General features: G+C 38.4%; 13 protein-coding genes and 1 tRNA gene. 8 read left to right on the top strand and 6 right to left on the bottom strand.

The window, feature by feature from the left end; genetic code table 11:
* Positions 1-6 precede the first annotated feature (6 nt).
* The 3 genes from BC008_RS38770 to BC008_RS38760 all read left to right on the top strand — a co-directional run bounded on the left by BC008_RS38770 (position 7) and on the right by BC008_RS38760 (position 7,176).
* Positions 7-384 (top strand): GNAT family N-acetyltransferase, encoded by a 378-nt coding sequence (locus tag BC008_RS38770; protein WP_235595810.1) that lies wholly within the window; start codon positions 7-9, stop codon positions 382-384.
* A gap of 1,015 nt (positions 385-1,399) precedes the next feature.
* A complete protein-coding gene (locus BC008_RS38765) occupies positions 1,400-3,775 on the top strand; it encodes a GAF domain-containing sensor histidine kinase (protein WP_058183370.1) in 2,376 nt (791 codons plus the stop codon).
* 350 nt (positions 3,776-4,125) lie between these two features.
* A complete protein-coding gene (locus BC008_RS38760) occupies positions 4,126-7,176 on the top strand; it encodes a GAF domain-containing sensor histidine kinase (protein ID WP_058183371.1) in 3,051 nt (1,016 codons plus the stop codon).
* Positions 7,177-7,422: 246 nt separating this feature from the next.
* On the opposite strand, the gene BC008_RS38755 is transcribed toward BC008_RS38760, so the two are convergent.
* Positions 7,423-9,441, bottom strand: coding sequence for a sensor histidine kinase (locus tag BC008_RS38755; protein ID WP_027843576.1), 2,019 nt, complete (start codon positions 9,439-9,441; stop codon positions 7,423-7,425).
* 96 nt (positions 9,442-9,537) lie between these two features.
* On the opposite strand from BC008_RS38755, the gene cobN reads away from it, so the two are divergent.
* Both cobN and BC008_RS38745 read left to right on the top strand, forming a co-directional pair.
* Entirely contained in the window at positions 9,538-13,563 is a 4,026-nt protein-coding gene (gene cobN / locus BC008_RS38750) for a cobaltochelatase subunit CobN (RefSeq protein ID WP_027843575.1), read from the top strand.
* Positions 13,564-13,578: 15 nt separating this feature from the next.
* Positions 13,579-14,718 carry a peptidoglycan-binding domain-containing protein gene (locus tag BC008_RS38745; protein WP_027843574.1) on the top strand — a complete coding sequence of 380 codons (1,140 nt, stop codon included), beginning with the start codon at positions 13,579-13,581 and terminating at the stop codon, positions 14,716-14,718.
* A 160-nt stretch (positions 14,719-14,878) separates the two neighbouring features.
* On the opposite strand, the gene BC008_RS38740 is transcribed toward BC008_RS38745, so the two are convergent.
* From BC008_RS38740 to lipA, 4 genes are all read right to left on the bottom strand, one after another.
* Entirely contained in the window at positions 14,879-15,334 is a 456-nt protein-coding gene (locus BC008_RS38740; protein ID WP_027843573.1) for a Fur family transcriptional regulator, read from the bottom strand.
* 437 nt (positions 15,335-15,771) lie between these two features.
* Positions 15,772-17,046 (bottom strand): RNA polymerase sigma factor SigC, encoded by a 1,275-nt coding sequence (gene sigC / locus BC008_RS38735; protein ID WP_027843572.1) that lies wholly within the window; start codon positions 17,044-17,046, stop codon positions 15,772-15,774.
* Positions 17,047-17,649: 603 nt separating this feature from the next.
* Positions 17,650-18,558, bottom strand: coding sequence for an NAD(P)H-dependent glycerol-3-phosphate dehydrogenase (locus BC008_RS38730; protein ID WP_235596007.1), 909 nt, complete (start codon positions 18,556-18,558; stop codon positions 17,650-17,652).
* A 47-nt stretch (positions 18,559-18,605) separates the two neighbouring features.
* Positions 18,606-19,487 carry a lipoyl synthase gene (lipA, locus tag BC008_RS38725; protein ID WP_027843570.1) on the bottom strand — a complete coding sequence of 294 codons (882 nt, stop codon included), beginning with the start codon at positions 19,485-19,487 and terminating at the stop codon, positions 18,606-18,608.
* A gap of 222 nt (positions 19,488-19,709) precedes the next feature.
* On the opposite strand from lipA, the gene BC008_RS38720 reads away from it, so the two are divergent.
* Positions 19,710-20,456 (top strand): class I SAM-dependent methyltransferase, encoded by a 747-nt coding sequence (locus tag BC008_RS38720; protein ID WP_027843569.1) that lies wholly within the window; start codon positions 19,710-19,712, stop codon positions 20,454-20,456.
* 127 nt (positions 20,457-20,583) lie between these two features.
* Positions 20,584-20,657, top strand: a tRNA-Pro gene (locus BC008_RS38715).
* 923 nt (positions 20,658-21,580) lie between these two features.
* Here the strand turns inward: BC008_RS38715 and cas12k are convergent.
* Entirely contained in the window at positions 21,581-23,497 is a 1,917-nt protein-coding gene (cas12k, locus tag BC008_RS38705) for a type V CRISPR-associated protein Cas12k (RefSeq protein WP_027843568.1), read from the bottom strand.
* Positions 23,498-24,055: 558 nt separating this feature from the next.
* Here cas12k and BC008_RS38700 point away from each other — a divergent pair.
* The gene (locus BC008_RS38700) at positions 24,056-24,484 is read left to right on the top strand and encodes a MerR family transcriptional regulator (RefSeq protein WP_027843567.1); all 429 of its coding nucleotides are present in this window, start codon (positions 24,056-24,058) and stop codon (positions 24,482-24,484) included.
* Positions 24,485-24,515 lie beyond the last annotated feature (31 nt).

The raw sequence follows: 24,515 nt of genomic DNA, 5'->3' as shown, positions 1-24,515 counted from the left end.
TCTGTTTTGAAATCGCCAAATTCCTATAATTTTCGCCTCCGTACCCTTACAGATGATATTCTCATTGGAAGTGTTGGCTTATTTGAAATTCAATGGACGCATCAGAACGCTTCTATGGGTATTGCTATTGGCGATCCGGCTTACTGGAATAAAGGTTACGGTACTGATGCAATGAAATTGATTCTAGGATATGGGTTTCGGGAACTGAATCTTTATCGTATCAGTTCAACGACAATCGCTTATAATTTTCGTGCGATGAAAGCACATGAAAAAGTAGGATTTCGGCGTGAAGGGTTACAAAGAAATAGCATCAAACGTGAAGGGCAACGTTTTCACCTCATTTACTACGGGATTTTACGTACAGAATGGGTAAAATATAGCTAGAAATCTATGAGAAAAAATCACACCATGTTCGCCACTTAAAATATCTGGATCTACTCAAGCCCTCCATTTTGTTGGAGGGTTTAGGAAGAGCAAAATCTTAAAAATCTAGAATTGTGGTTTTTGTAATACTCCCAGACTTTCAATGAGTAGATCCCTGAATTTTATTCTCAATTTATTATATTTATCTGCTTATCTTTTGTAACCATAAATTTTTCAAATACCTTATTCAATAGCAGATAATGTTCTTTTAATTTTCTCAGGATTTTCTAATAATGCTCTCAGAATTTTTGAATAGTTATTATTTACAATAATTATTGTAATTATTTTGTTGACTGTTTTTTGATATTATTTATTTCGTTTAACTTAAGTATCTCTTCCTCGTAAATAGTCCATTATCGTTATTTGTCTCAATACTAAATCTATCGGTAGATGCCATTAGAGGTAAATCAAGATTATTTTAAGTAGTTAAGTTATATGTGAAATTTAACGAAAAGACTACAAAAAGACTAAGCATTCAGCTAGTAACATGATCTAACCATTTAATATTCAATTGCGAGCAGATAAATGCCTATCCTAACAGTATTTCTCAGCGAAATAAATCACAATTATCTCTATATAGCCCTCTTTAATAATAAGCTGTGAGGAAATTTAAGATAATTTTATTCGGACAGAGATATTATTAATGTGGTTTAATTAGCACAAAGCTTTTATCTACATAATCAAGCATCTTTTTATTTATTTAAAGCCTAAATGATTCCAAGTACCTATGGGTACTAACTCTTTTTATACTATCTATCTCAATTAAATTGGGTGTGGCTCTTTTAGAAATACAAATTAAGTCTCGAAATTAGTATATTTTGGCTTGAACCGTGAGACACAGCGTAGCCGAACACGCTTAAAGAAATATATTCTCGAAGTGCTGGTGCTTTCCCCGCAAGGGAAAGTCATCGTTAGAGATTTCATTTATTGGAAGTCTCTAAAACTTTTGTTGTAAAGTTCCCTAATTACCAAAGCTATGCAGTTAAGTTCACAGAAGCTAAAAAAACAACTGGATTTCTTCACCAAGGATTTTAAAGATGAGCCAGAAAAACAAAAAGTACTGGCGAGCATAATTCAGAAGATTCTGGAGCCAATGGATTTTAACGCAACTTTTGAAACAGTTGTTGCTCAAGTACGACAGTTGCTCAATGCCGATCGGGTGGGTATTTTTCGATTCAGTTCTGAAAATGACTGGGAAGGAACATTTGTTTTTGAAGATGTTGGAACAGGTTGGGATTCAATACTAGGAGAAAAAATCCAGGATCGCTGTTTTGGAGAAAAATTTGCTGCTGATTATTCCCAAGCAAGAAAACAGGTAATTACGGATATTTATGCACCACAGGTAAACGATTGTTATGTAGAGATACTGGGCAAATTCCAAGTTAAAGCTAATTTGGTAATTCCTCTAATTAGAGACAAGCAATTATGGGGTTTAGTATGTGTTCATCAATGTAGTAGCACTCGTGAATGGAAACCTTCTGAAATCAAATTTGTGAGCACAATTGCTAAGCTTTTGAGAGTTGTAATTGAAAAGCTTGATCGGATTGACAAGACAGACTTAATTAAAAATCTGGATTATATGAAGCAGCGCCAAAGGATTATCCTTGGGGTTGTTGAAAAAATACACCAGTCACTTGATATTAAAACAATTTTATCAATAACAACACTAGAGGTTCGGGAACTCCTGGAAGTAGATCGCGTTGGTATTTTTCAGTTTAATCCTGATTGGAGTGGTAATTTTGTTGCTGAATCGTTTGAACAACCTTGGGTTCCCTTGATTGACATGTCCTATCCAATTAAAGATACTTCTCTGCAAGAGACTCAGGGGGGACGCTACAGGAATAATGAGACTTTTGCTATTAATGATATTTATCAAGCTGGACTTACTGATTGTCATATAGGTTTATTAGAGCAATTTCAAGCTAAAGCCTTTGCGATCGCTCCAATTTTAATAGGGGATAAACTTTGGGGATTAATAGCCGCATATCAAAATTCTTCATCTAGAAATTGGCAAACAGATGAAATTGAACTGTTAGCCCAAATTGGTTCCCAGGTAGCTGTGGCATTAAGTCACCACGAATCATTAGCCAAGACCTGGTATCAGTTTGAACAACAAAAGGCATTAATTCTTGCGATCGCCCGAATGAGGCAATCTGTAAATTTAGAAAATATTTTCCAGACTACTGTTGTCGAAGTCCGTCAGCTACTCAAAGCAGACCGAGTAGCTATATTCCGTTTCGATCCAGGAAATCAATGGGAAGGAGAAGTAATCCACGAAGATGTGGCTTTGGGTTTTAACTCAACCCTCAAAGATAAAGTTTACGACCACTGTTTCGCCCAAAACTATGTACCACTCTATCGCCAAAATCGAGTCAGTACAATTTCAGATATTTACCAACAGGACTTCAAACAATGCTACATACAAATGTTAGAAAGATTTCAGGTGCGTGCCAATTGTGTCGCACCCTTAATCAAAGAGGGTGAACTATGGGGTTTACTGTGCATTCACCAAAGCGAAATTACTAATCCGATTAACTTTATTGTTGAGAACCTCACTGATGTAAGTAAATGCACCCAAAATCTGTTTGAAATCACCAACCTTTACCAGCATACTTACCCCGAAGCATCACCAGCCATCGAACAGCGAATTCAAGAGCTTGATGCAGATCTGCAAAACAAAGATTTATACGAAACTCTCAAATCAATGAGAATTGGAGCAAAGCAGGTTGGTCAAACTTTAGGGTTACTGGAAAAATTCTCCCGTCCAGATCGAGCCGAACAGAAGTTAGCAGACATCACCGAAGAATTGGATAATACTCTACTTCTGTTGGAACATCGATTGAAAGCTAATGACAAATATCCAGGAATTGAGGTTGTGAAGAAATATGACACACTGCCATTAGTCGAATGTTATCCAGACCTATTAAACCAAGTATTTATAAAGATTTTGCTCCATCACATTGATGCTTTAAAGAAAAAATTTGTGGACATTTCCCAACAATACTTAAAATCATCAACTCAATCTCCTCATGTACCTCTATTTATCTGGGTTACGACTCAAACGATTGACAACAAAATTAGTATTAAATTTACTGATAATAGTGAGGGTATGACGGAATTACAGCGTTCTTTTGTTTTTGAACCTGAACCAATTTCTAAAACAAAAGAAATTCCTCAAAAAACAGAGTTGAACTTAGCTATTTGTCATCAAATTGTGGTGGAAAAACATCAAGGTGAACTTAAATGTTTTTCTCAATTAGGTCAGGGAACAGAATTTTTGATTCAAATTCCCACTACATCAACTACTGCTATAGAATACTCTCCAAATTCCAAAATGTTTTTGAGTAAATAACGTAAATAATAGAGAGTAATGAATGATATCAATTTCGATAAAATCAGATAAACTAATAAATTAGCCTGAAAAACATAACTCCCTGCGCTTATATTTTGCACCCAGCATAGTAAAGGCTGTGTTTAACTTTAACTACATAAGTCACAAGTATTAGTAGTTACAAACAAAAAATATTTCTATGTGCGTACATCCTGGCAAAAACAAACCTTAAGGCTCGCGCAAGTATTTTATTTCTTTGAACACCTAAATTATTGCAAGTACGCATATTTACTGGCAGTTTTTATTCTGTTTGACTCGAGAAAATTTGATTATAAAAACCTTCGTTGTAAAGTTCCCTAGTTATCAAAGCCATGCAATTAATTTCACAAAAACTAAAAAAAGAACTGGATTTCTTCAGCAATGATTTTAAAGATGAGCCAGAACAACAAAAAATACTGGCGAGAATAATTGAGGAAATTCGGCAAGCAACAGATTTGAACAAAACCTTTGAAACAATTGTTGCCCAAGTACGACAGTTGCTTAATGCTGATCGGGTGGGTATTTTCCAATTTGTTCCTGAAAATGACTGGGAAGGAACATTTGTTTTTGAAGACGTTGGAACAGGCTGGGATTCAATACTAGGAGAAAAAATCCAGGATCGCTGTATCGGAGGAAAATTGGCTGCTGATTATTCCCAAGCTAGAGTACAAGCGATTACGGATATTTATGCACCACAGGTAAATGATTGTTATGCACAAATGCTGTGCAAATTCCAAGTTAAAGCTAATTTGGTAATTCCTCTAATTAGAGATAAGCAATTATGGGGTCTAGTATGCGTTCATCAATGTAGTAACACTCGTGAGTGGAAAGGTTGTGAAATAAAACTTGTTCTCACAATTGCTAAGCTTTTAAGAGTTACAATTGAAAAGCTTGATCGGATTGAAAAGGCAGATTTGGCTCAAAAGCTGGATCGGGTAAAGCAGCGCCACAAAATTATTCTTGAAGCTATTGAAAAAATACGCCAGTCACTTGATATTAAAACAATCTTATCAACAACAACACTACAAGCTCGACAACTTCTGGAAGTAGATCGGGTTGCTATCTTTAAATTCAATCCTGATTGGAGTGGTAATTTTGTTGCTGAATCATTTGAACAACCTTGGACACCTTTAATTGGAGTCGTTCCTGTAATTCATGACACTTTTCTTCAAGAAACTCAGGGGGGACGCTACGCTAATCAGGAAACTTTCGTAGTCGATGATATTTATCAAGCCGGACTTAGTGATTGTCATATAGGTTTATTAGAGCAATTTCAAGCTAAAGCCTTTGTGATCGCTCCGATTTTACAGAGCAATAAGCTTTGGGGATTAATAGCTGCATATCAAAATTCTTCTTCTAGACATTGGCAAACAGATGAAATTGAACTGTTAGCCCAAATTACTTCCCAGGTAGCTGTAGCGTTAAGCCACAACGAACTATTAGGTAATACCCAGTACCAAGTAGAACAGCAAAAAGCATTAATTCGTACACTCGCTCGAATGAGGAAGTCTGTAAATTTAGAAAATATCTTCCAGACTACTGTTGTCGAAGTCCGTCAGCTACTTAAAGTAGACCGAGTAGCTATATTCCGTTTCGATCCAGGAAATCAATGGGAAGGAGAAGTAATCTATGAAGATGTGGCTTTGGGTTTTAAATCAACCCTCAAAGATAAAGTTTATGACCACTGTTTTGCGCAAAACTATGTACCAATCTATCGCCAAAATCGAGTCAGTACGATTTCAGATATTTACCAACAGGATTTCAAAGAATGCTACGTACAAATGTTAGAAAGATTTCAGGTGCGTGCCAATTGTATCGCACCCCTAATCAAAGAGGGTGAACTATGGGGTTTATTGTGCATTCATCAATGTGACAAACCTCGAGAGTGGGAATCTTCTGATATTGACTTCGTGTATCAAATTGCCGAAAAATTAGGAGTAGCATTAACGCAAGATGCTCATAGTGAAAAAGTTCACAATGACATGAAAGTAAAAGCTGCGGAAGCCGAACAAGCGGTGGAACAGCAAAAGTTATTAGCGGTAACTATAGATAAAATACGTCGGTCTCTCGATATCCAAACTATTTTGGAAACTAGTACCCAAGAAGTACGAGAACTACTTAATGTTGACAGAGTTTCTATCTATCGCTTTGACTCAGATTGGAAAGGTGAATTCGTCGCAGATTCCTTTAAAGATGGTTTGCAGCCCCAAGTAAAGACACAAGCAGTTATGATGCCAGCATTTGTAAATGCAAATCAGAATGGCAATTTACCACGTAACGAAATTTTTGCTCCCATTTCTCAAGGTGAAAAATTGTGGGGATTATTAATAGCTCATCAACACTCCTACCCACGTCATTGGAAAGAACATGAAATTGACTTACTCAATCAAGTTGGAGTGCAACTGGGAGTTGGGATTGAGCAAGGAGAATTACTCCAACACAGTAAAGATCGAACTGCAGAAATTAGCAAAACTTTTGAAGAAATCAAGCAAACTCAGGAATACTTAATCCAGGGTGAGAAAATGGACAATCTGGCACATTTGCTTGGTGGTATTCTCAGCGAAATTACTAATCCGATTAACTTTATTGTTGAGAACCTCACTGATGTAAGTAAATGCACCCAAAATCTGTTTGAAATCACCAATCTTTACCAGCATACTTACCCCGAAGCATCACCAGCCATCGAACGGCGAATTCAAGAGCTTGATGCAGATCTGCAAAACAAAGATTTATACGAAACTCTCAAATCAATGAGAATTGGAGCAAAGCAGGTTGGTCAAACTTTAGGGTTACTGGAAAAATTCTCCCGTCCAGATCGAGCCGAACAGAAGTTAGCAGACATCACCGAAGAATTGGATAATACTCTACTTCTGTTGGAACATCGATTGAAAGCTAATGACAAATATCCAGGAATTGAGGTTGTGAAGAAATATGACACACTGCCATTAGTCGAATGTTATCCAGACCTATTAAACCAAGTATTTATAAAAATTTTGCTCCATCACATTGATGCTTTAAAGAAAAAATTTGTGAACATTTCCCAACAATACTTAAAACCATCAACTCAATCTCCTTATATACCTCTATTTATCTGGATTACAACTCAAATTATTGACAACAAAATTAGTATTAAATTTACTGATAATAGTGAGGGTATGACGGAATTAAATCGTTCTCAGGTTTTTGAACCAATTTCTAAAACAAAAGAAATTCCTCAAAAAACAGGATTGAACTTAGCTATTTGTCATCAAATTGTGGTGGAAAAACACCAAGGTGAACTTAAATGCTTTTCTCAATTAGGTCAGGGAACAGAATTTTTGATTCAAATTCCTACTACACCAACTACGGCTATAGAATACTCCCAAACTTCTAAAGTATTTTGAGTCAGGGGTAGCCTTAGTAAATAGGCTAACGCCAAACAATAGAAACTTACAAAGAGTCAGAGCTTCTAAAACTTAGTTCCCAAGCTGAGCCCATTCGTAATAATTTAAAGAAAAATTATTTTTGTCAAAAGTAATTAATCTATATAGTACTAATGGACTGAGTCTGGGAACCAGAAACAAGAGTAATAAGGTTTTAATTGAGAATTGTGTAACTCAAAAAATTTTTAAAAATTACCAATCCCCAAACTATTTACTTTGCTGATAAGGGATCCAAACAGTAAAAATCGATCCAACCCCAACACTTGAATCAACTTCAATTCGACCGCGATGTAACTCCACCAGTTGCTTAGTCAAAGCTAAACCCAACCCGGTACCCCCATAGCGACGTCGGTAAGGAGTATCCAGTTGATGAAATTTTTCAAACAATAGTGGTAGTTGTTCTGCAGGAATTCCAATTCCCGTATCTTCTACCTGAAAAATAGCAGTCTTACCTTCCATCCATAGACGTAAAACTACATCACCACCTTCGGAAGTAAATTTAATCGCATTAGTTAATAAGTTCCATAATATTTGCTGTATTCGGGGATAGTCAGCTTGAAATTTATCTTGTTTTAATTCAATTTGTGAATCTAAAGTCAAATTAATCTTTTGTTGTATAGCTTTTTCTGCAACTGTTTTAACTGCTGTCTCTATTGATTGATTTAGAGAAAATTCTGTAATATTTAAAACTGCTTTTCCTGCCTCAATTTGAGATAAGTTGAGAATATCATTAATCATTTCTAATAAATGCTCGCCACTATCGTGGATTGTTTGCAAATAATCTCGCTGTCGTTGGCTCAAATCTCCAAAGGACCACCTCAATAAGGTAGAAGACATACCAATAACGTAGGTCAATGGAGTTAGTAATTCATGACTAATAGTAGCTAAAAACTCATTTCTTAAACGACTAGCAGATTCAGCAGCAACTAAAGCGTCATGTAAAGCGTTGGTTTTCTCTTTAACTCGTTTTTCTAAACTTTGCTTTTCTTTTGTGAGAAAATTCATCAGTTCGGATTGATGAATTGCAATTGCTAATTGTTCTGCAATTGAAGTCAACAAATGTTTTTCACTATCACTCCAATTACGCGGTCTATGACATTGATGAGCAATCAGTAATCCCCAAAGATTTTCTTCAAACATAATTGGGGATGCTAATTTAGCTCTTACTTGAATTTCCCGTAAAAAATTCAACAAACAATCTTCTAAGTCATAGGTTTCTTCGATATCATTTACAGTTAAAGTAAAACCGTTACAATATTTATTCCAACATTCAGAAGTTGGTGTAAAACAATTTCGTTCTCGGTAATTCAACACTGAAGGGATTGCATCATTACCACAAACTTCGTAAACTATATATCCTTGACTGCGAGTAAAATCTTTTAATCCTTCTGGTTTTTCTAAAGTTTCCTGTTCTTGTGGAGTTTCTTGCTCTTGTAAATTCAAAGGTGAGGTGGAAATATTTTGAGACTTAAAGTTTTGAGACTTAAAGTTTTGAGACTTAAAGTTTTGAGATTTCAAGTTTGAACTATCTATTGAATGCTCAAATTTATAAATTACCAATCTATCTAATTCTAAAAACTCCCTCACTTCTGACAATGCTGTAGCCATAATTACAGATAAATCTACACTTTTACGGATTTGAGTTGTGACTTGATTTAAAAGTTTCTCTTGAGCTATTTGCTTTTTTAAAGCTTGTTCTACTTCCTCAAAAGCAAGATGAGAATATGATGAATTTTTGGTTAGTGAATCTTGGTTTTCTTCTGATAGGAGATACTCTAATAGCAACAAAGTAAATTTGCTTTGAAGTTCGGCACTATTAGGAGAAATTATTTGCTGATAGCGCTCAATTTCTTGAAAAGTTATGGAATCGTGACAAAACAAGTCTCTTAACTCCATCAGGAAAGCAGAGATTAGATCTGCATCAAATATCAACTGTGCGTTCAAAGATAAATATTCGCTCTCCTTTGCAGGAATTTCTGCAGCTTCCCTGTCCCCGACTTCTGGATTTCCTAGTAATAAGGCGCTAAAACCCTCAGATAATAGGAGTTTAAACCTTTTTTTTGCCCAGTGAGTGGGTGTAGGTATCCGCGCAATGATAGCATCTGTGATGATGACAAAATTTGCTTTTCCTACGCCTTGAGCCATTTGGTCTAATAATTCTACAAGTCGATTAAATACACCCAAAGACAAGGTTCGAGAAAAGCTTAAATCGGGAGAACCAAGCATTTTCAAGTTTTGATGATTTGATGAGAGAAGTTAGCTGCAGTCGCTTAAAGTTGTGATTGTTTCCTAATCAACAGTTTAAGACGGTATTAGCAAATTATGCATCGCACAAGTGTCACTACTAATAAATGGGAACTTCAGTCAGACGACATAAGATTTGTAGAACAAACTCCAGCACCAATCATATTAATTACGGCTGCGGACACTGAAATTCAAACTGTAGCAGCTGCGCTGCCAAAATTACCAGGTAAATTTCCTCAAGTTAGAGTTGCTAAACTTTTAGATTTACAGCATCAAATCAGTATCGACACCTATGCCGAGCAAGTTTTGGAATTTGCAGAAGTAATCATTCTTAGACTGTTAGGAGGACGTTCTTATTGGGCTTATGGTTTAGAGGTAGTTTCTCAAATAGTAGAGCGCAAAGGTACAAATCTAATTGTAATGCCAGGGGATGATGCTCTGGACACAGAATTAATCGCCCATTCGACTTTACCCTTGGCAATCGCAAATCAGGTATGGCGATATTTTAATGAAGGCGGAACGGAAAATATTGCCAATGCTTTCATGTTAATTGCGGATAAATGTCTTTCAACATCATTTAATCCTGTACCTCCTAGAACTGTTCCTCGAGTTGGGTTTTATGGGGGATTGGGGACTGGGGACTGGGGATTAGCGACTGGGACAGGAGAAAAGGAGACGGGTAACGGGGAACGGGGAATGGAGGAGAAAATATGGAACGAAAACCAACCTCCGAGATCTAATCCCAAATCCCCAAAAATTGCGATCCTTTTCTATCGTGCTCATTACTTAGCTGGTAATACCAAGACCATTGATGCATTATGTGCAGCTTTAGTAAAACGAAATTTGGAACCGGTACCAATATTTATTTCTTCGTTACGGGACTTGGAAGTTCAAACCGAACTCAGCCAGTTTTTTGAATCCAATACTTCTTCGCCAATTAAACTTTTACTCAACACTACTAGTTTTTCCCTTGCAAAGTTAGATATAGAAAAACCACAAGTGGATTTGTGGGACAAATTAAATGTGCCAATCTTGCAAGTCATTAACAGTAGTGCTGCTGTAAAAGAATGGGAGTCAGGATTACAAGGGCTTTCTCCCCGGGATATTGCCATGAATGTAGCACTTCCAGAAGTCGACGGGCGAATTATCACTCGTGCTGTTTCTTTTAAAACTTTACAGAGCCGCAATTCCTCCCTGGAAACAGATGTAGTGGTTTATGAACCAAAAAGTTCGCGGATAGAATTTGTTGCTGATTTGGCAACAAACTGGGTCAAGTTATCTGCTAAACCACCTGAGGAACGTCGTATCGCCATGATTTTGGCTAATTATCCTACCCGGGATGGACGTTTAGCAAATGGCGTTGGATTAGATACCCCAGCCAGTTGTGTAGAAATTCTTAAGGCGATGAAGTTTGCCGGTTATCAGCTCGATAATATTCCCCACACAGGAACGGAGTTAATCGAACATCTGACAAAAAATGTGACCAATGACCCAGAAGGAAGGGAGTTACGTCCGGTTGCACAAAGTCTTGACGCGAAGGAATATGCTAAATACTTTGCGAATTTACCCCCATCAATACAGACAGGTATTTCTCAACGCTGGGGTTTTCCCAAACAAGAACGTGAATACTCAGTTTCTGGGATGAATTTAGGTAATGTATTTATTGGTATTCAGCCCGCTCGGGGTTACGATCTTGACCCCAGCTTAAATTATCATGCTCCCGATCTGGAACCAACCCATGATTACTTAGCATTTTATTACTGGATTAGAGAATGCTTTGCTGCTGATGCAATAATTCATGTGGGCAAGCATGGCAATCTGGAATGGCTACCAGGTAAAAGTTTAGCCCTATCAGAAAATTGTTATCCTGAGGTTGCTTTGGGTGCACTTCCTCACTTCTACCCCTTCATTGTTAATGACCCTGGTGAGGGTTCCCAAGCTAAACGTCGTGCATCGGCGGTCATTTTAGATCATTTAACTCCACCCCTGACCAGAGCTGAACTCTATGGCGGTCTACAAACACTAGAGAACTTAATTGATGAGTATCATGAAGCCCAAAGTTTAGATCCTTCACGCTTGAGTTTAATTTGCGATCGCATTCATTCTTTGGTCCTCAAAGAAAATCTTCATCTCGATCTGGGAATTGCAAATGACCCAGTTAATGGGAACCAAATTAACCAAAACCAAACTAACCAAAATCAACCTAACCAAAACAAAGATACTCAAAATGCTTCCAGTTTTGAGCTTTCAGTTTTGAACTATTTAGATGGTTATCTTTGCGAACTCAAAGAAGCCCAGATTCGTGATGGTTTACATATTTTTGGTCAATGTCCCCAAGGAAGACAATTACGAGATTTAATCATTGCGATCGCTCGTCACCCGAACCGCCAATATCCTGGTTTACTCAGAGCCATTGCTCTGGATTGGAGTTTAGATTTTGACCCAATTACAACGGATTTAGGAACAGAGTTATCTGCAAACGACAGAAAAATTTTAGCTGCTAAAACCTCGGAGCAAAATTTCTGCGAACAAAAATTCCACGGAAAAAATCCCCATAAATCCAGAAATATTGGCGATGCGATCGAGATTTTGGAACAAAAAACAGCTTTTCTCGTCCAAAATTTAATTGAAAATTATTCAGTTCAAAGTATCAGTCAACAGACTACACAACAGACCACACAACTATCTAGCAAACAAAAACCTGTTTGCGAACCACCATCTGAAAATGGAGTATCCCATACCCAAGCAGTACTAAATTGGATCCAATCAAATCTCTTAAACGCCCTCAAACAAACAAACCGCGAAATTGAAAATTTGCTACGCGGGCTTAATGGTGAATATGTTCCCAGTGGACCTGCTGGTGCACCTACCCGCGGACGTCCGGAAGTATTACCAACTGGCAATAATTTTTACTCTGTAGATATTCGTGCCCTACCCACAGAAACAGCCTGGGATGTGGGTAGAAAAGCTGCCGAAACTTTGATCGAATCCTACACCCAAGAACATGGTGAATATCCCCAAACCTTAGGATTATCAGTATGGGGAACCTCCACAATGCGAACTGGAGGTGATGATATTGCCGAAGCCTTAGCTTGTTTGGGAGTACAACCTGTATGGGATGGTACCGCCAGAAGAGTAGTAGATTTTGAGATTTTGCCCCTTTCCGTTCTCGGTCGTCCCCGCGTAGATGTGACTTTAAGAATTTCGGGTTTTTTCCGGGATGCTTTTCCTAATTTAGTCAATTTATTTGACAAAGCAGTTACAGCAGTTGCTGCATTGGACGAACCACCCCACCTCAATCCCTTAGCTGCACAGGTACGTCAAGAAACAGCACATTGGCAAAAACTAGGTTTGACACAATCAGAAGCCTTGACGCGATCGCGCTATCGCATCTTTGGTTCCAAACCAGGAGCCTACGGAGCTGGGCTGCAAGGTTTAATTGAATCCCAAAATTGGACAGATGACCGAGATTTAGCCCGTGCTTATATGAATTGGAGTGGATATGCTTATACGGGTAAAAGTGAAGGAAGATCCGCGCCAGAAGCATTCGAACAACGTCTGGGCAAAATGCAAATAGTATTGCACAATCAAGATAATCGCGAACATGACTTACTTGACTCCGATGATTACTACCAATTTCAAGGTGGTCTAACTGCAGCAGTTCGCACTATCAGTGGTAAGCATCCTCGAATATATTTTGGCGATAATTCTATTCCTGCTCGCCCCAAAATCCGCCATCTCAAAACAGAAATTGCCAAAGTATATCGCTCGCGGGTAATTAATCCCAAATGGATCGCCGGAGTTATGCGCCATGGCTATAAAGGGGCATTTGAAATTGCCGCAACAGTAGACTATCTTTTTGCCTATGATGCTACAACCCACTGTGTTGAAAATTATATGTATGAAGGAATAGCAAATACTTATTTATTTAATTCCCCAGTCTGCGACTTTATCGAGCAACACAATCCACATGCTTTACGTGATATTGCGGAAAGATTGTTAGAAGCTCATAAGCGCAATTTATGGCAGGATGTAAACATACAAATAATAGAAAATTTGAGAAACCTTGTTCATCAAGCCGAAGCAGCGATTGAAACAAAATAACGGGATGAGGTAAACATGGAAAACATTGCGTATTTACACTTAGCTTCAACTTACGAAGATTGCCCTAGTAGTGAATTGATTTTCCTTAGTCAACTGCTGAATCGGGGAATTACACCGGAATGGGGGAAGTTTTCTAGCAAAGCATGGAAACACTTGCTTCCCCTTGCTCTGACTGTGTCTCTGTTAAGTACCGTAGGTAGTGCTTTAGCATTACAAAAAGGAGATAACGGTCCTTCCGTATCGGGCTTACAACAGCAGTTACAAAAAGCTGGGTTTTATCAGGCTCCTATTACTAAAGTGTATGATAAACCTACCGAAGATGCAGTTCGTCGGTTTCAGAAAGCAGCAGGAATTGCAGCTGATGGAATCGCAGGAGTTTCTACCCTGCAAAAATTAGAAAGTTGGCGTCCTGCGAAAATCAAACCTCAATCCAAGCCAACCCAAACCCAGATTGTCAGCACCAGAATTATCAGGAATCAAGTTCCTAAAGTTACACCTGTAAAAAAGCAGCAGACAACCCAATACCTGAAAAGAGGAGATGAAGGGGAAGTCGTTAGAGTATTACAAGAACAACTGCGCGTAGCTGGTTATTACTACGGTAACGCCACTGGAATATTTGGTCCAATTACTGAAGAATCAGTCAAACGTTTTCAAAAAGCTTACAATTTGGATACCGATGGTGTAGTTGGTCCCAACACACGACAAAAATTACCACCAAGTGGGATTGGTTTCGGCGGTGAAGCAAGAAGAACTTCAGTAAAAGTAAATCCCGATAATCTTCGTCAAGGTCATCGCGGCGAAGCTGTTCGAGTTTTGCAAGCACAATTAATTGAAGCTGGATATCTAAAAGGCGAACCCAACGGCTATTTTGGTTCTTATACCGCCGCTGCAGTCCGCAGATTCCAAGCAGATAATTATCTCGCAGCTAGCGGTATTGCTGGTCCAACAACAAGAGGAAAATTACACAGCCAAGTTAAAACTGCTCCCAAGAGTCAGTTTAGCGTTATGGAAGTTCAAAGAAGATTGCGAGTAAGAGGTTTTTATAAAGGACCACTTAATGGCGTGATGGATAAATCCACCAAACGCGCAATTAAGCAGGCACAACAATTCTATGATATTAGCCTCAACGATCTCAAAAATGGGCGCTACTGGTAACATCTCTAGTATTTTTTGCAGTGTTTACCCAAGGCCGGATCTAAACGCTCATTCTGTCCTAATGTTGATATAGTTACTTGGTTAAGATGAGCTATATAAAAGTCAAACTTATTTGACTTTAAATTAATGCCAGCGTTTCCCATTTGCTGTGACTACAGCCTCATACAGGTATTAGGGAGCGCTGGCATTTTGGGCAAACTCCATGTATTGTTAACTGGCAATCAAGTAAGTGATAACCTTCTTTTTGGGCAGTTTTTGCACCAGTTTTCAAAATAGATTCATTTTTAAACTCAATTGTTTCGTTACACCTAATACAAATTAGATGGTGGTGGTGATGGGGATAGGGCTGATTAATCTCATAATGTTTGTGACCTTCTCCCAAGTCCAGTTCGCGTAAAATTCCCATGCGCGCCATTAGTTTTAAGGTGCGATAAATTGTCGAGAGACTAATTCCTTCACCCCGCTCTTCAAGTCTCTGATACAAATCTTCTGCACTGAGATGCTCTCCCTGAGGTAATTCTTGAAAGATATGTAATATTGTTTCTCTCTGGGGAGTTAATCGCCAACCTCTTTCGTTTAGTTCTGCTTTAAGTGAGGCAGATGAGTATGCGGTCATAGCTAAAAATTCTCAACAAAGCTCATTAGTTGAGAATATAGCAAAAACTTTAGATGATTTGCAACAATTGTAGCTTATTGAAAAGAATTGTAAAAAAAACTTAAAGGTCATGAAAAGTTGACACTTCCATGAGTGCAAACCGATGTGCGCAAAGTTTCTTTTTCAGATAATTAGAAGGATATGTACTAGAGCTCAGAAGTTTGAAATTATAAGGTAGGGCATCAAAATCAGGAATTATAGGAAACAATAAGCAAGGTAAAATGGTATCTTTTTTTTCTACTCCTGTTAATTTTCTACTTCTCCCATAATTTCAGAAAAAGCAAAAAACTTAACAAATCAACATGTGCACTTTAAGCAAATAAATAATGCTAAGCATTATTCAGTAACTAAAGAGTATTTTGTATTATGTTCAGGGGGTTGAACCCCCCGGCATATATTTAGCTGAGGGACTCTAGGTAATCGCGAATAAGGTTGCGTCGCTTGGGTTGGCGAAGTTTTTGTAATGCTTTGGATTCAATTTGCCGTACTCGCTCCCGCGATAGGTCTAAAGCGCGTCCGATTTCTGCCAGAGAATAGGGATGACCGTCAGCCAAGCCGAAGCGCATAAGTATAACATCACGCTCACGGGTAGTTAAATCTGCCAGTAGATTTTGCAAGTCTCTTTGTAAAGATTCTCGCATCAACATATCTTCTGGTGTAATACCATCTGTTTCGAGTAATTCTCCCAACTCTGTATCTTTATCTTTCCCTACCTTAGTTTCCAAAGAGACTGAACGGGGAACTCGTAGTAAAACTTCTCTAACTTGAGTGGGAGTCATTTCTAACTCAATTGCTAGGTCTTCCAAAGTAGGGGTACGACCTTTTTCTTGGGCAATTTTGCGTTGAGCCTTCTTGATTTTATTTAGCTTTTCAGTGATGTGAACCGGTAGGCGAATAGTACGGCTAGAAGTGGCGATCGCTCTAGTAATACCTTGACGAATCCACCAATAGGCATAGGTACTAAAACGATAACCTTTTGTGGGGTCAAACTTTTCTACAGCTCGTTCTAAGCCCAAAGTACCTTCTTGGACTAAATCTAATAACTCTAAACCACGATTTTGATATTTCTTAGCAACGGAAACTACCAAGCGAAGATTAGCTTTAATCATATGCTCTTTAGCTTGTAGTCCCTGGCTTTGAAGTTTCTCCAGTTCCCCTACAGTCAAACCAGCAATCTCTGCCCAGCGTCGTTTACCTCGGGACAACATTTGCTTGAGTTCAACTACTTCCATTCCAGCAGTTTTTGCCCATCTTTCAAAAGAGGGGCGATGTCCTAATTCAGATGTTAGACGCTCATGAATTTCAACGATTTGTAAATAGCTAGAAATAATATCTTCACGATCCTGCTTGGCTGACTCAGAGAGTAAAATTCTTAGTCGTAAATAGCGCTGGACTTTTTGAGCTTCAGAAACCTCTTCATCTCTCCCTAAGAGACGAACTCGTCCAATTTCCTGAAGATATAAACGTACCAAATCTGTACTACGTCTGCTGGTATTTGTGTTATGACTGACAGATTCTACAGATTCTACAGATTCTTGAGCAGCAATTTCTAAATCTTCTATAGAATCTGTAGGTAATTCACTTTCATCAACTGCAATTTCGGGGTCAAAGACCTGTGGGTTAGACTGTTGGGAATCGTAGGTAGCATCTGCGTAAAAAGAAGTTGCTGGCATAAGTTCGTCTCAATGGCTCCAGGTAACAACAGATTGCGGTCAGCTAATCAACTGTTGCTATTGTTCCCGCGATCTTGCAATAACTAACACGGTTTGTGATGGAGATTTAGTTTTTTCTCAAAAATTCAATTGTTTTATGTGACAATTAATATCAAGACAGAGCTACAAATGCCTAAACCAATAGCTATCCAAGCCTTTTTGCATGCTCTTATTTTTACTAAAATCTAATTCCAAAAATTATGGCAATAGGATTGACTGTTACTTTTCTCGCATGATATAAACATGTAAGTAAAATCACAATTCATTTATACATAGCTATATCTACATAGTTATATAAATGTCTTCCTGATGATTTGATAATTTTTTATGCGTAAATATTGAAAATTGATGACAATATTTTTGAGGCAGTAGTCTGAGGTAATATTTTTAAGTGTGCTGATTGTCTCTATATAAAGTATTTGCTATTTTTGAACTGTATTTTTTATTTGTACGCGGTTTCGTAAGTGCTTAAGTGTATGCTCAATAATAGGGTTTAAAAATAGATGCTTATGCACGCTCACAATGTAATATTGTTGTCTCGAGAATGTATCCGATATTAACAATTCACTCGTATTCTGCTTTAACATCCCGTTGCATAAGTTCCCAGAGTGCTTGTTGAGGTGATATTTCTGCTTGTAACAAACGATGTACTTGTTCTGCAATCGGAATAGAAATTTTTTGTACTCGGGCGCGTCTGACTAAAACTTGCGTAGTATTAACTCCCTCAGCTGTTCCTTCTAAATTTTCGATGATTTCCGAAAGTTTTTTCCCACTTGCGAGTTGGTAACCTACTTGATAGTTACGACTTAAGGGACTATTACAAGTTGCGAGTAAATCTCCCAATCCAGATAAACCATAAAAAGTATCTTGTTGTGCGCCCCAATCCACACCAACTCTTACCATTTCAGCTAAACCACGAGTTACTAAAGCAGCCTTGGCGTTAGTTCCCAGTTCCAAACCATCGCACACTCCGGCAGCGATCGCAATGACATTTTTTAAGGTACCGCCCAACTCTACTCCTAAGGGGTCATGGTTGGTGTAAACCCTAAACCGGTATGAAGAGAAAATTAACTGCACCATTTCTGCAACCCCATCAATTTTACTTGCAACTACGGTTGCTGCAGGTAATCCTTTCTGAATTTCCTTTGATAAATTTGGACCAGATAGCACCACTACTGGATTTTTAAGAAATGCTTTTTGCCAAATTTGCGATGGGGTGCATGTAGTTTGAGGGTCCAAACCTTTAGTTGCTGTAACTAAAATCGTTTTCGGAGATATTTTCACTAATTGGAGTTGAGAGATTATATCTCTTACTCCCTTCATTGAAACAGCACTGAGAATAATATCAGCATCCTTGACAACCTCAGTTAGGGTTTGACAGCTCCTTCGCGACCATAATTTTATATGGTAACCATTTGCTGCCGCCAAAGTAGATAAAGCTGAGCCCCATGCACCCGTTCCGAGAATTGCCATCGAAATTTTAGAATGGCAATATCTTTCCTCATTCATCACTTTTAACTTTAACTACCGTTTGTTCGAGGATATAACTCCATTAATTTCCTAACTTGCTCTGCATGATAAGAACTTCTGGTTAAAGGAGAGGAAACCACTTGTAAAAATCCAATTTCCTCGCCAAATGCCTTCCAAGCAGCAAATCGATCTGGGTGGATAAATTCATTTACACCCAAGTGTTTTGCAGTAGGTTGTAAATACTGGCCGATAGTTAAAATATCACAATCTACGCCACGTAAATCTTCCATTACTTGACGAATCTCGGTATCAGTTTCACCTAGTCCGACCATAATACCTGACTTAGTATAAACCCTAGGTTCGATTTCGCGAGAACGTTTCAGTAATTCTATGGTTCGTTCGTAGTTACCTTGAGGACGTACCCGTCGATATAAACGAGGAACAGTCTCAGTATTGTGGTTTAACACTTCCGGTTGTGCTTGCAAAATTATTTCTAAAGCTTTCCAATTACCGCATAAGTCGGGAATCAATAGTTCAATAGTAGTCTGGGGCGATTGCAGCCGCACAGCTTCAATGCAACGAACAAACTGGGAAGCTCCACCATCTTCTAAATCATCGCGGTTGACGGAGGTGATCACCACATGATTGAGCCTCATGCGACTAACGGCTTGCGCTAACCTTGTTGGTTCGGTAGGGTCTAAAGCCTGTGGTTTTTTCTCAAAGTCAATATCGCAGTAGGGACAAGCGCGGGTACAAGCCGGACCCATAATTAAAAACGTTGCGGTTCCGGCATTAAAGCATTCCCCAATATTGGGGCAAGATGCTTCTTCGCAAACCGTATTCAGGGATAAATCCCGCAAAATTTCTTTGACATTGCCAACACGTTGCCATTGCGGCGCTTTTACCCGCAACCAGTCCGGTTTAACTGTCACAATTTGCCTTTATCACTTATAGCTATACAGAGTTAATACTAGCAAGTAATAAGGACTCAGGAGCAATGTAAATGTATTTTAGATTGCATCATGCGTGAAATATCAGTCAGTTACTCTGCTGGTATTCTAAATGTATTGCATATTGCAATTTTTCTTTTAACTGCAATTGGTGAAGGTTAAGTAGAGAAATTTTCCCAACTCTTGAAGGCTAATTAACAGTAAATGACAAACTTTTATAGGGAAGACCTAGCTTACATTCATGATGTTGGTTTCAGGGATTATGCTCTTAATTGTGCTCCCGGAATATTAGATATACTGAATCAAAATAAGGTATGCAAAAGTTTAGTTGTCGATTTAGGTTGCGGAAGTGGACTTTTGGCAAAAGAACTTATTCAAGCTGATTATCAGGTTCTGGGAATAGATATTTCCGAGTCAATGATTAATATTGCACGTCAAAGAGTTCCCGATGCCAATTTTGTGGTAGCTTCGCTATTTGATGTGGAAATTCCACCCTGTAATGCCGTTACATCTATTGGTGAATGTCTTAATTATCTGTTCGATCCAAATAATAATCATCAAAAATTAGCTGAGTTCTTCAGTTGTATATACAATGCATTGCTTCCCGGCGGCATCTTAATCTTTGATATTTTAGAGCCGGGACAACTATCTCAGGGAAATCCAAGCAGAAATTTTACTGAGGGGGGAGATTGGATTGTACTGGTTGAGAAAGAAGAAGATTTGAAACATAAGATATTAACTCGGCGAATTACTACCTTTCGTCAAGTGGGAGAATACTACAGGCGTGATGATGAGATACATCGAGCCCAGTTATATAAAGCTTCAGATATTGCCGAAAAACTGAAAAAAGTTGGTTTTCAGGTTCAAATCTCAGATAGTTTTGGTCGGTACAATCTGTCCAAAGGTCATGCAGCTTTTGTAGCACATAAAACAGTCGTACCTGAGAGTTAATGGCTAAGCTCATAACCAATTTTTTTGAAGCAACTCTCATATCATGTTCTATGTATTAGGCTCTAAAAAATTTTTGGTTATTTGCAAATATTTGTGATACTATTCACTTAATTTGGAATAATTGTATCGGGATGTAGCGCAGCTTGGTAGCGCACTTCGTTCGGGACGAAGGGGTCGCTGGTTCGAATCCAGTCATCCCGATTTTGTCTGTCATTTGCCAAACTATTTGACCGCGTTGACAAATTAATGTCCGTGCTGACACATTAATGTCCGTGTTGACAAATTAGTTAACCAGCAGAATGTATTGGTATTATAAGCTATTAAAATCATAGCTCTTATTTATTCTTGGTGCTGTAGTTAGGGGAAATCCCGAACGAAGTGCGCCTTTCAACCCACCTTATTTGTCTTTTTCAATGCGCCCCAACCTGGAAGCGGCGTTGAAACGACCGTGCCGAACGTTCGGGAAAATACGCTAAAAAACTTTCAACCCGCCCAAACCTGGAAGCGGCGTTGAAACTTAAGCAATTAAGCGTAATGGTACTGGCAAGTTACTTTCAACCCGCCCAAACCTGGAAGCGGCGTTGAAACTCCTTCGCGTCGAGACGCGATAGTGCGGATTTTAACTTTCAACCCGCCCAAACCTGGAAGCGGCGTTGAAACCCCGCGCCTCCAATCCCTTATTTATCAGTACTTCTGGAAGCGTTTTTGGCAGGTCTACCAAAATCACTCGTCAACAGACATCTCAAAAAGCAAATAAATTGACACCACAAAAGCCAAAACAACTGATAGAGAAGGGATTCAGCATTTTGGCAGAACCCCCAGGAAAATCGCTCTCGCTTCGATCTGCCAAAAATAAAAATTAAGGTGGGTTCCTCCTTGCTCGGAGGTGATTCAGTAGCCACCACTGTAGTAAACCCACACCTCTATTACTGGGGGCGCACCTAATTCCTATCCGTAAAGAATAGCAGCTTCAAGGTGGGCAGCTACCAGGGTCAGAAAGCAAGACTGTGTTCCCACAGTCAAACTAACCCACATTTATCATTGCTCAGAGGTGCTTTAAACACATGAACAACGGCGCTGTTGATGATTTATTATATTTTCAAGGTTCGGATGAATGTTTTTGATTAAGATTTTTTACGAGATTTGTAAGCAGTAGTTGCTAGTTCTTTGGCTTTATCCTGAGAACTTCCTCTGATGGGCTGTTTACTTTCCTCTATAACAATTCCAGTTTTTATCGCTTGACTTTTGATGTTCTCAATTAATCTGCCATAGCTCCATTGATTCACGCTACGGCGATACTGTTTGGCGTACTTTTTCTGAGCTTCTATACAATCTGGGCATTTTTCTAAGGCTTTTGCTTGAATTTCGCTATTTATCTGCTCACGCATATCGCTAAGTTTGGGAAGTACGATGCTACCAGCGGAATATTTTTGTGCGATCGCAACTATCTCCTTTGCCAGTAATCTATCAATATATTGCCCTAGTTCTGATTCTCCATATTGATTTGATGCTGCTTGGGTTTGAGCTATTTTACGTTGATGAGAAAGTTCTCCTTTTTGTTGTCGTTGTCTGTTTAGTAGCTTGTAATTTTCACCAAGAAGTTGCTTGATACTTCTATAAGTCACAACTTTGTCTGTGCTTGCATCTAAAATGGCTACCGTTGCAGTTTTTTCTAAGCCGAGACTGACGCCTACAAGAATATTAGATAGTCCTTTGTATAAGGGTTTATTTGGACGTGGGTAAGGATTGTTGATTCTATCGAGGGTAGACTGCTTGCGTTTTATATGAGCTAGTTGTCTGTCATTAAGCTCGCCTTTTTCTTTACTTTTGGTAATGGTTTTAGCTATTTCTTCTGCTTTTTCTTCTCTTACCTGATTTGTTCCTTCAGCAGTCCATAAGCGAGTATCAACTGTGCAATCAAGTTTTAGATGATTAACATTCCAAGGTCTATCTTTACCAACTTCTTCTTGCCAACTAATTCTTCCACTACGTAGGGTAAAGAGGCTGCTAGAGTGTTGATTTTTACTATTTTTCTTAATTTGCTGGTCTGATAAAAAACGCTTAAACCAATGTAATTGACGATTGTCGCAGTAGATTTCAAAAGTATGTTCGCTCAAGCCATTAAATTTTACACAAATGCGCCCTTTACGATTTTTGAACCAAGTCATGTCTTCATTGGTTTCATAAGAAACTGGAAAAGGTACAGCATGAGATTTTCTTAATAGATTATTTTGCCAAGACTTTGCTTCAGTCTCGCTTTGGGGAACTTGATTTGTAGCTATATCTAAAGTATTTAACCAATTTAAGTCAGTTAAATCTCTACCGTGAGGAATCCGAGCTTCAAGTTGTTCTCTAAGTCTCTGAATCTGGATTTCAATTTTGCGCCGACGTTGAGTAAATTTTTCGGGACTTTCTTCTTTATTTGGGAGTTTAGAACCGTTCTTTAGTAAATAACTGATAGCACAATGAGTTACTATATCTTCTGTATCCCTGTATGTGTCAAATAGCTGTTGGGATAAATTTTTACTGATATCTGAGCTTTTTGATTTTTTACTATTTTTAGATTTCGTTTTCCTTTTGTTCTGGGAATTGTTTGTATCTATTTGGGGACTGAATTGAGCTAGTATTTCAGCCGCTTTGCTACGTAGAGCTTCTAAATTAACTCCGCTAATTTCTACTAACTCCTCATCACTTTTGAGCATTTCTAGCCAATGAATTTTACCTTCGAGCTTGTATTGTAAGCGTTTCATCAAAGCTAGCCATGACTTATATATGTAACTGACAAGTGCGATCGCACTCGTATAAAACCTCCCTGGTTGACCAATGAAGCGGGAGTCAGTTTTTAACGGTTCGCATAGTTGCTTAATAGTTCCTGTAGGTATTTTGCCTTTTTGTCGCCAAGCTTCAAAGTCTGAATGCTCTGCAACCTGCTTCAATAATTCGTTTATTAGTGGCGTATTTTTATCAGCCATCAGATCCCATAGCTCTTGACGAGTGGTTTCTGTAGCTACAAGACGGCATTGAACTGTAATTTGAGTCATATGCCTACTCCTTAACATGTGTTCAATAATAACATTAATGTTTTATATGGCAAATGTTTAATAATTAGGTGGTTAAGTGCTTGCCTTATTCTCTTGACTTTTGTAACAGCTTGATATTTGGCAAGGTGAGGTGGAGGACTAAAGTGTAGGGGTCTGCCAGAATCGCTATAAGCTTGATAGAAAGACGATTACAAGGTTTGAGTTATTATATTCAATAACAATTTACGTCAGCAAAAGAAGCTGAAATGGGCATATTTTTGAGGTTCGCCAAAACCCCTTGTAGAATAATTGTTCTGTGGGAGTTTCACAGGGTGGACTTCCGCTGACTGAATTAATCGGATAGTTAGAATAAAATCTTCTATGTTTCAGATGTCGTAAGACGTCAATTCTATCCACTGGATTAATTAGAATAAATCCTCTATTCCTCTGATACCGTAAGGTGTTGATTCTACCCACTGAATTAAGTAGATTTTGTCGGAATAAAAGACACAAAGTATCCCCAATTTTTTCAAAAGTTAGGGAGATTAATTACGTTGGGTACTATTGTAAAATTAGAATATGGAAGACACATTTTTTACTAGTAAACAAGCAGCGCAAATCACCGGATGCACTCTGCGCCAGCTTCAGTACTGGCGTGAGAAAAATGTTGTTGTTCCTGTTATCAGTGAAACTGGAACTGGTCGTAGCATTTATTACTCTATTTCTAATTTAGTGGAATTGTCTGCAATGTCATATTGGCTGGGAGCAGGATTAAATTTTGATATTGCTAGCGATACTTTAAGAGCTTTGAAGGAAAAGGAGCCAGAATTATTTAAATCTGGAAAAGGTAGCAGGTGGATGTTGCACTGGAATGTCCAAAAGGAGAAACTATGTTTTGAAAAGTTTGACCGAGAAAAAGCGATCGCATCTTTGGATAAAGGTCAAATTGTGATTCCCGTGTGGTTGGATTTGGTTTATCAGGGGTTAAAACAGAAACTAGGGAATTAAAATTAAATTTCTGCGTAAATCGTAAATTTCT

Origin of the sequence: Mastigocoleus testarum BC008 (assembly GCF_001456025.1) — a bacterium.
GTDB classification, from domain to species: domain Bacteria; phylum Cyanobacteriota; class Cyanobacteriia; order Cyanobacteriales; family Nostocaceae; genus Mastigocoleus; species Mastigocoleus testarum.
The sequence above is the reverse complement of the archived record's forward strand: the minus strand, read 5'-3'. Positions and strand labels throughout refer to the sequence as shown.

Bases quoted from the DNA above. Each gene is read 5' to 3' on its own strand.
- BC008_RS38765 (WP_058183370.1), top strand. From the start codon at position 1,400: ATGCAGTTAAGTTCACAGAAGCTAAAAAAACAACTGGATTTCTTCACC.
- BC008_RS38760 (WP_058183371.1), top strand. From the start codon at position 4,126: ATGCAATTAATTTCACAAAAACTAAAAAAAGAACTGGATTTCTTCAGC.
- BC008_RS38755 (WP_027843576.1), bottom strand. From the start codon at position 9,441: ATGCTTGGTTCTCCCGATTTAAGCTTTTCTCGAACCTTGTCTTTGGGT.
- cobN (WP_027843575.1), top strand. From the start codon at position 9,538: ATGCATCGCACAAGTGTCACTACTAATAAATGGGAACTTCAGTCAGAC.
- BC008_RS38745 (WP_027843574.1), top strand. From the start codon at position 13,579: ATGGAAAACATTGCGTATTTACACTTAGCTTCAACTTACGAAGATTGC.
- BC008_RS38740 (WP_027843573.1), bottom strand. From the start codon at position 15,334: ATGACCGCATACTCATCTGCCTCACTTAAAGCAGAACTAAACGAAAGA.
- sigC (WP_027843572.1), bottom strand. From the start codon at position 17,046: ATGCCAGCAACTTCTTTTTACGCAGATGCTACCTACGATTCCCAACAG.
- BC008_RS38730 (WP_235596007.1), bottom strand. From the start codon at position 18,558: ATGGCAATTCTCGGAACGGGTGCATGGGGCTCAGCTTTATCTACTTTG.
- BC008_RS38720 (WP_027843569.1), top strand. From the start codon at position 19,710: ATGACAAACTTTTATAGGGAAGACCTAGCTTACATTCATGATGTTGGT.
- cas12k (WP_027843568.1), bottom strand. From the start codon at position 23,497: ATGACTCAAATTACAGTTCAATGCCGTCTTGTAGCTACAGAAACCACT.
- BC008_RS38700 (WP_027843567.1), top strand. From the start codon at position 24,056: ATGGAAGACACATTTTTTACTAGTAAACAAGCAGCGCAAATCACCGGA.